Origin of the sequence: Parasutterella secunda (assembly GCF_016901835.1) — a bacterium.
Taxonomy (GTDB): Bacteria; Pseudomonadota; Gammaproteobacteria; order Burkholderiales; family Burkholderiaceae_F; genus Aphodousia; species Aphodousia faecavium.
The window spans coordinates 1-7,631 of sequence record NZ_JACJKX010000029.1 but is presented as its reverse complement, the minus strand read 5'-3'; the positions used below and the strand labels follow the sequence as shown (position 1 = coordinate 7,631).

Below are 7,631 nucleotides of genomic sequence, written 5' to 3'. Positions count from 1 at the left end.
TTCGAAATTGAACAACCGGCAATGAAAACCCTTGATGTCGGGATCGACTTGGGTGTTGTTCATGCTGTGACCACCAGTGATGGACGGTTCTTTGATCTCAATACTGAGGCAATTAAGGCTCAAGAACTCAAAATTCATTGGACATGTAGTAGGAAGGTTTTTGCGGAGCACTCGCATCCCACATCTTTACCATCGGCATTCCGAAAAGAACAGAACGTGCAACACCGCAACTGTCCATCGCGTCGGTTAATTTTTTCAAACCGTCTGTTTGCTGAAGGAAGTCGACATAATGCAAATGAGAATCCACCATGGGATATTTAGCCGATGTCTTAAATGATCCCATGCCTTTTTGTGGCGCCGGCGTTGCGGCAGGTGTTGCCAACGCCGAAGCCGGCGAAGCAACCGCTGCCGGAACCAATCCCATCAGGGAAGTTTTCAAGAAATTTCGTCGATCCATATAAACTCCTTTTTCAGAGATTGTTCTTTCATTGTAGACCAGAAAAATTGCCATTTTTCCCTTTTTTGTTCGTCTCTACGATATACAATTAAAGGAGCTGTTTTTTCTGTCTTTTATCTTTTTTTCCTTGGGATTCTCCTCCTATGAAATATTTTGATTTTGAGCTTCTGGGTATCAAACGCAAACTGCCGTTTGTCCGCGTTAAGGGAAGATTATCGCTTGCCAGTTTTGTGGTGATTTCCGACACAGAGCTTGTTCAGGCGGCTGCTCCTGAGCTCGTCAAGCGTTTACCTGAAGTTGACCTTTTGATGACCGCTGAAGCCAAGGGCATCATTCTTGCCTACGAAATGAGCCGCTTGATGGGTATGAAGGACTTCATCGTCGCTCGCAAGAGCTACAAGCCCTATATGCAAAATGCGCTCTCGCACACACTGAATTCCGTCACCACTCAAAAGCAACAAACTTTGTGGCTCGACGGTCATGATGCTAAACGCATCAAAGGCAAACGTATCGCCTTGATTGATGACGTTTTCGCAACGGGAGAATCTTTGGCGGCGATCGAAGCTCTGGCAACTGCCGCCGGTGCTAAGGTAGTCGCACGCGCCGCGATTCTGGCTGAGCTCGAATCCGTGGGTCGCCCCGATTTAATTTACTTAAAAGAACACTTCGTTTTCCGCGCCAATGACGACGGTACTTTCACGCCGATCAAAACGCTCAAGGACATGGAAGCTGCTAAAAACGAAGATTAATTTCTTATACTGATCAAAAAAAAGCCGGCACCTGATCAATAGGGCCGGCTTTTTTTGCCTCGAATTAATGATCTCGAGCTTCTTTATGACGCAAGTGACGCTGCAGACCTTCTTCGGTATGTTTGCGCTCTTCGATAGCCTTGTGCGTTTCCTGACGGACAAAGTAGCTCGCCAAAATACCGGCCACCACAATCATCACCATACCGCCCACAACAGCAGAGCTCACACTATCGCCGAACACAAACATTCCCATCAGCGTTGAAAACAGAATAACCGTGTATTGCAGGGCGCCGCTTAAAACCAAATTACCGCGGCTGAAAGCTCGCGTGAGGAAAAATTGAGCGCACGTTGAGCAAAGTACAAAGCCGATGATGGCCATCGCTGCCACCGACGTAGGCATTGTGAAGCCTCCTGTGAAAACAGTACCCACCAATCCGCAAATGGTGCCCACCAACACAAAGTAAAAAAGAATACGCAGTTCAGGCTCTTTCATAAGGCCCAAACGTTTGACGTAGGTTGTGGCCACCGCTGTACAAAAACCTGCCGCCAAACCTACACCAGCAGGAAAGTATTCTTCCGGAGTGATAGTCGGCGAAAGCATCACGGTCACACCCAGGAAACCTAATACCAACGTCGAAAGCAGTTTCCAGTTAATTCCTTTGTGTTGGAAAATTAAGATGCCGATCGTAAAGCAGCCGATAAATAAGGGCGAGGTGTAATTGAGCGTCATCGCCAAACCGACGTTTAAGTGAGAGATGGAATAAATACCGGCCATCACAGCACCCGCTCCTACAAAAGAACGGATCATATGATCAATCGGATGAGTGGTATAGACCGTGATGTGCTGCATGCGCATCATCACGTAAAAAATAATCAACCCGAAAAAAGAACGATAAAAAAGCACTTCAAATGAGCCGATTCCTTCCATGCTGGAAAATTTAATACACACCGCATAAAGGGCATAAAAAACGGCTGCAACGACCATCCACAACGATTGCATGATTAGCTTTCAGAAAAGTTAAATATCTGTTCAGTTTAGTCTCAAAAAAAGGAGCCCTCAAGGCTCCTTTTTAGTTAAACGCAAAGATTGTCAGCGTATTTCTCTGGCGATGACTTCATCGCTTGTCACAAACTTGACTCCCTTGGCTCTCAAAAGGCTCAAACCAGACTCATCTGTCTCATTCAAACCGGCAATGGCATCACTGACGAGATACAGCTGATGCTCGTAATGAAGTGCGTCCAATGCGGTGCGGATAAGCGAGCCGTCTCTGGAAAGACCGCAAAGATAAATTCGATTGACAAAGCGGTCTTCGCAGTAAGACTGAAGGCCGGTCTGTGTTTTTCGATCGGCTTCCAAAAAGGCCGAATAACTATCGAGCTTAGGATCGTTGCCCTTCAAAATAGCAATCACGCGGGACATGGGCAAACGCAAACCTTTGGCAAAATCAGCTCCGGTTGTCCCCTCCACACAAAATTTCGGCGTAAGCTCCACCTCTTTTCCATCTACCTCAATCTTATCGCCCGCTTTCTTTCCTTCATGAGAATCGGCAAAAATCACGTGATTTTCCGGTCGGAACTCTTGAGTAGCGATGACGCGATCAAATGTTGCGGCCATTTTGGATATAGGTTCCAATACAGCTTCGGCTCCTGCAACGGGCGCAGCACCCCCTGACATAAAATCATTTTGAACATCCTGAACCAAAAGAGCCGTGAAAATCTTAATCGGCATTCCGTTATCTCCAATAATTCTTTAATTCATCAGACAATTTCGTCACTATAGCGCATGTATCGCTTTGAGGCGCAAGCTGAGCGGCCTGACCGAGCGCCATTTCCAATAAATCACCTCGGTTTTGGGCCACAGCTGCCTCAAAAATCGGGGCAAGCACTCGAAGTTGCCCCGGATAGGGGCTCACTGCCAATCCGGCCTCTGAGAGCGCTTCAATGATACCTGTTGGAATGATGCGACTCAGTCGCCCCGTTCCGATATCCGATAGACGAGTGGCTGCATCATCACACCAGGCAACCTGATCTTTCAGGGACTGGGGCCACGCTGACTCTTTCGATCTCAGAAGAAGGGAGCCCAAGACCGCTCCGCAGGCGCCCATCATCATTGCTGCTGTGACGGCCTGAGCACTCATCATGGCACCTGCCGCTACAACGGGGATTTCTCCGCTAACACGAACAACCGGAGGCAAAAGTGCCATCAATCCCACTTGAGAGCCTTCGACTGGGTTTTCAAAATACTGTCTCGGGCCGCCTGCTTCAGCTCCCTGAGCAATAATGACCGAGCAACCCGCCGTTTTTAAAACCTTCGCTTCGCGAGTGGAATTGACTGCCCCCATCATGATGATTTTTCTGGCTTCGAGAGCCTCGGCATAGACTTCGCGCGGCCCACCGAAACTGAAACTTACCACCGGGACATCGGCCTGCAATACCGCTTCAAACTGTTCTTCAAAATCCGCAATTGTTGGCATACGGTGCTCAACACCCAACTCATCCCGAAGGGGTTCAAGAGCATCAAAAAGCGCCTTTGTTGCTTCTTCGTTTTCTTTTTCTCTTCCCGGAACTCGCAAATTCAGGGCAAAAGGTTTATCGGTCAGTTCTTTAATTTTTTTGACTGTCTCAAGAATTTCCGAACCCTGCATAATCCCGCAAGGCATGACGCCGAGGCCGCCGGCGTTACTGAATGCTGCGGTCATTTCAGCTGTCGTTACCCCCATCATCGGTGCAGCAATAAGCGGCGCCTCAATTCCTAAAAGAGAGGTCAGTTTTTCCGATTGCTTTTTTAATTGTTCTTGAATGAACATTTAAATACCCTTTGATCAAATCTATTGAAAGCAACAAAAAATAAACTCCGTAATTTTACAGGTTGCAGGCGTCACTATAATTGCAAAGTCAACTGCTTTTTAGGATGAATAGAGATGGGAAAACGTGTGGTTGTGGGCTTATCGGGCGGAGTGGACTCGTCCGTATCGGCCTATTTATTGAAACAGCAAGGCTACGATGTGATCGGGCTTTTCATGAAAAACTGGGAAGACGATGATGACAGCGAATACTGCTCTTCTCGTCAGGATTTCATCGATGCCACGAGCGTTGCCGATGTGATCGGTATTGACATTGAAGCCGTCAATTTTGCTAAAGAATATAAAGAACGCGTTTTCTCGGATTTTCTGCGTGAGTATTCTGCAGGGCGCACCCCCAATCCTGACGTGCTTTGCAATGCCGAAATCAAATTCCGCGCATTCCTGGACTATGCCATGAACATGGGGGCTGAGTGCATTGCAACCGGTCACTATGCCAGGACACGTGTCGGGGCAGATGGTAAAACGCAACTTCTTCGCGGCTTGGATGAAACCAAAGACCAAAGTTACTTCCTGCACCGTCTCACTCAGGAGCAAATTTCCAAGGTGATTTTCCCGGTAGGTGAATTGCGCAAAACAGAAGTACGACGCATTGCCGAAGAAATCGGCCTACCCAATGCAAAGAAAAAAGACTCCACCGGAATCTGCTTTATCGGTGAGCGGCCTTTCCGTGAGTTTTTAAATCGCTACCTACCCACGCATCCCGGTCCCATGAAAACAACCGATGGCCGAGTGGTGGGTCAGCACATGGGACTGGCTTTCTACACGCTCGGTCAACGAAAAGGGATCGGAATGGGTGGCAGCCGTGAAGGTAACGGAGAGCCTTGGTTTGTGGCCAAAAAAGATATGGCAACCAACACTCTTTGGATCGCACAGGGGCATGATCATCCGTGGTTGCTCAGTCACCATCTCACCGCCGTCATGCCCAGTTGGGTAAGCGGAGTAGCGCCTGAAGCCGGCAGCCACCTCACGGTCAAAACCCGCTATCGTCAAACCGATGGTAATTGCACGGTCAAAGCCATATCGAATGAATCTTTTACGCTGGACTTCCCCGTCCCGCAATGGGCTGTCACACCGGGACAAAGTGCAGTGATTTATGACGGAGAGGTGTGTCTTGGCGGCGGTTTCATCGACGTCATTGATCAACACTAAACTTTTTCGTTTGATAGCTGTTGCTCAAGGTTGTTTCGGCAGCCTTGAGCTTTTCTTTTGTCAAAGTTCTTTCGAAAAACGTCAAATTTTGAAGTACGAACGGTTAACGTTAGCCATTAAACAAGAAAAAACTATTGAGGCTACACTTGTCTGGTACTTTCATCGGCGAACATTTTCTATATGCAACAACCTTGGCTTAACGGACTCAATCCCGAACAAAAATTGGCTGCTACCACTTCTGAAGGCCACATTCGTGTGTTGGCTGGCCCCGGAACCGGTAAAACCCGTGCATTAACCGCTCGTTACTGCTATTTGACCGAAACGTTGGGCGTGCCGGCACGAAATATTCTCTGCGTGACGTTTACCAACAAAGCGGCCAACGAAATGAAACAGCGTATCCGCGCCTGGTTGGGTGATTTGGATCTGGGCTACATCGGTACTATCCACTCTTTTTGCGTTCAGTTTTTGAAAGAAGAGATTCATGCACTGCATTTCCCGAAAAATTTCATTATCTTAGACACCGAAGACGAACGAGCACTTTTGCTGAAAATTTTTGAAGATTTGGGGCTGACGCTTCGCGAAGCGACCATCAAACAAAAAATGGATGAGGTGCTGGAGGCCAGAAAAATTTCAGCCGACGGCTATATCGATGAAATTTTTACGCTGGATAATGCACTGCTTGAAAAACGCATCGCAGAAACTGATGAAGTAAACGAAGCCATTTTTCTGCGTTATCTTTACGAACAAAAGAAAAATTTTGCCTGTGACTTCAATGATCTGATTAATTTCACAGCCTACATTTTGCGAAAATTTCCAGAAGTGCTTCATAAGTGGCAGGAACGGATGCAGTACGTGATGGTCGATGAATTCCAGGATGTGAGTGCCAGACAGTATTTCATCGCACAAATGCTGGCGGGAAAACATAAAAATCTTTTCATTGTCGGCGATCCCGATCAGACCATTTACACATGGCGTAATGCTCATGTCAAACTTTTCCTGGACTTTGATAAAACCTATCCGGATGCTCAAACCATTGTTTTGCATACCAACTACCGTTCAAGCCCTGAAATTCTTAAAGCCAGCGAAGCGTTAATCGAAAAGAATGTCTTGCGCTATCCCAAAACGCTCACCGCCATTAAGCCGAACGGTCCTCGTCCTCTGTACTTTCACGCTCAAAGCGAAAAAGAAGAAGCCGATTGGATAGCAGAAGAAATCAAAAAACTGCTCACTTCGGGTATTGCTCCTGATCAGATTGCCGTTCTTTATCGCTCTCACTTTTTAAGCCGAAGTCTTGAAGAAAGCTTTTCAAGAAACGCGCTTAACTACAAAATTTATAGCGGTACAGAATTCTATTCACGCGCTGAAATCAAAGACTGTGTTGCCTATCTGAGAATGCTCACAGCTGCCGATGATGTCGCCTTTTTGCGAACCATCAACAGTCCATCTCGCAAAATCGGTAAGAAAAAACTGCAATACCTGAAAGAAGTCGCCGCACAAGAGCGCATTTCTCTTTTTGAGGCACTCAAAAGAACTGTCAGTCAAGATATTTTTAAAGGAACCGGTGCGAGAAAATATGTTTATGCGATCGAAACGGTGAGTCATGAGAAACACTCGCACCCGCTCGGAACCGTACTTCAGAAAATCCTGGACCTAAGCGGTTACGAAAACCATCTTCGCCTTCAATCCGATCAGGAGCGTTTAGATAATGTCGCCGAACTCAAGCGTGCCGTGCAACAAGCAGGCGAAGATCCCGATACCACGCTTGAAGACTTCCTGGCAAAAGTAGCGCTTCTAACCAACATGGACGGCAAAGACAAACGAGAAGCTGTCAAACTGATGACCATTCACTCATCAAAAGGAATGGAGTTTCCTTTTGTTTTTATCTGTGGGTTGAATGAAGGCGTTTTCCCCTCTCGGAAGATCTCAACTCCGGAAGAAATGGATGAGGAACGCCGCATTGCTTATGTTGCAATGACGCGTGCCATCAACAGACTGTATCTCTCCGACAGCGAAGGCGTTGCCAATGACAATGTCTTTAAACTTCCTTCCCGTTTTATTTTTGACATAGGAAGAGAAAATTTAAATTACGTCCGCGAATTGCCTCAAAGTTTTGAAGGACGTGTAAAACGTTTAAGCGCTATACAAACAGCGACAGCTTTCCAAGTCGGAGAGCTTGTCTCCCACCCGGTTTTTGGCATCGGACGTATCCTCGAAGTGAATACCAAATCGCTCAGTTACAAAATCAAGTTTGAAAAACTTGAAACCGAACGAGATATTCAGTTTCGGGCACCTTTAACTCACGGTTAATCGGATAGGAGGTAGGTAGTTATTCTGCCTACCGTCCTTCCACACCACCCACCGTACGGATCCGTAGTGGGCGGTTATTAATAACATCCCTGGTCACGCTTCTTA

General features: G+C 47.0%; 7 protein-coding genes. 3 read left to right on the top strand and 4 right to left on the bottom strand.

Annotated features, from left to right (window positions below; genetic code table 11):
* Positions 1-127: 127 nt before the first annotated feature.
* A complete protein-coding gene (locus H5985_RS09160) occupies positions 128-457 on the bottom strand; it encodes a hypothetical protein (RefSeq protein WP_205051006.1) in 330 nt (109 codons plus the stop codon).
* Positions 458-600: 143 nt separating this feature from the next.
* On the opposite strand from H5985_RS09160, the gene H5985_RS09155 reads away from it, so the two are divergent.
* Positions 601-1,206, top strand: a complete 606-nt coding sequence (locus tag H5985_RS09155; RefSeq protein WP_205051005.1) for a phosphoribosyltransferase family protein — start codon at positions 601-603, stop codon at positions 1,204-1,206.
* Between the two features lie 64 nt (positions 1,207-1,270).
* Here the strand turns inward: H5985_RS09155 and H5985_RS09150 are convergent, their stop codons facing one another.
* The 3 genes from H5985_RS09150 to H5985_RS09140 form a co-directional block, all read right to left on the bottom strand.
* Complete coding sequence (locus H5985_RS09150) at positions 1,271-2,206, bottom strand: DMT family transporter (protein WP_239481756.1); 936 nt, start codon at positions 2,204-2,206, stop codon at positions 1,271-1,273.
* Between the two features lie 90 nt (positions 2,207-2,296).
* Positions 2,297-2,935, bottom strand: a complete 639-nt coding sequence (locus H5985_RS09145) for an isochorismatase family protein (RefSeq protein WP_205051004.1) — start codon at positions 2,933-2,935, stop codon at positions 2,297-2,299.
* Between the two features lie 4 nt (positions 2,936-2,939).
* Positions 2,940-4,013 carry an NAD(P)H-dependent flavin oxidoreductase gene (locus H5985_RS09140; protein WP_205051003.1) on the bottom strand — a complete coding sequence of 358 codons (1,074 nt, stop codon included), beginning with the start codon at positions 4,011-4,013 and terminating at the stop codon, positions 2,940-2,942.
* Positions 4,014-4,127: 114 nt separating this feature from the next.
* Between H5985_RS09140 and mnmA the strand changes: the two genes are divergently transcribed.
* Both mnmA and H5985_RS09130 read left to right on the top strand, forming a co-directional pair.
* A complete protein-coding gene (gene mnmA / locus H5985_RS09135; protein ID WP_205051002.1) occupies positions 4,128-5,219 on the top strand; it encodes a tRNA 2-thiouridine(34) synthase MnmA in 1,092 nt (363 codons plus the stop codon).
* Between the two features lie 180 nt (positions 5,220-5,399).
* Entirely contained in the window at positions 5,400-7,526 is a 2,127-nt protein-coding gene (locus H5985_RS09130; protein ID WP_205051001.1) for an ATP-dependent helicase, read from the top strand.
* The last annotated feature ends 105 nt before the right edge of the window (positions 7,527-7,631 follow it).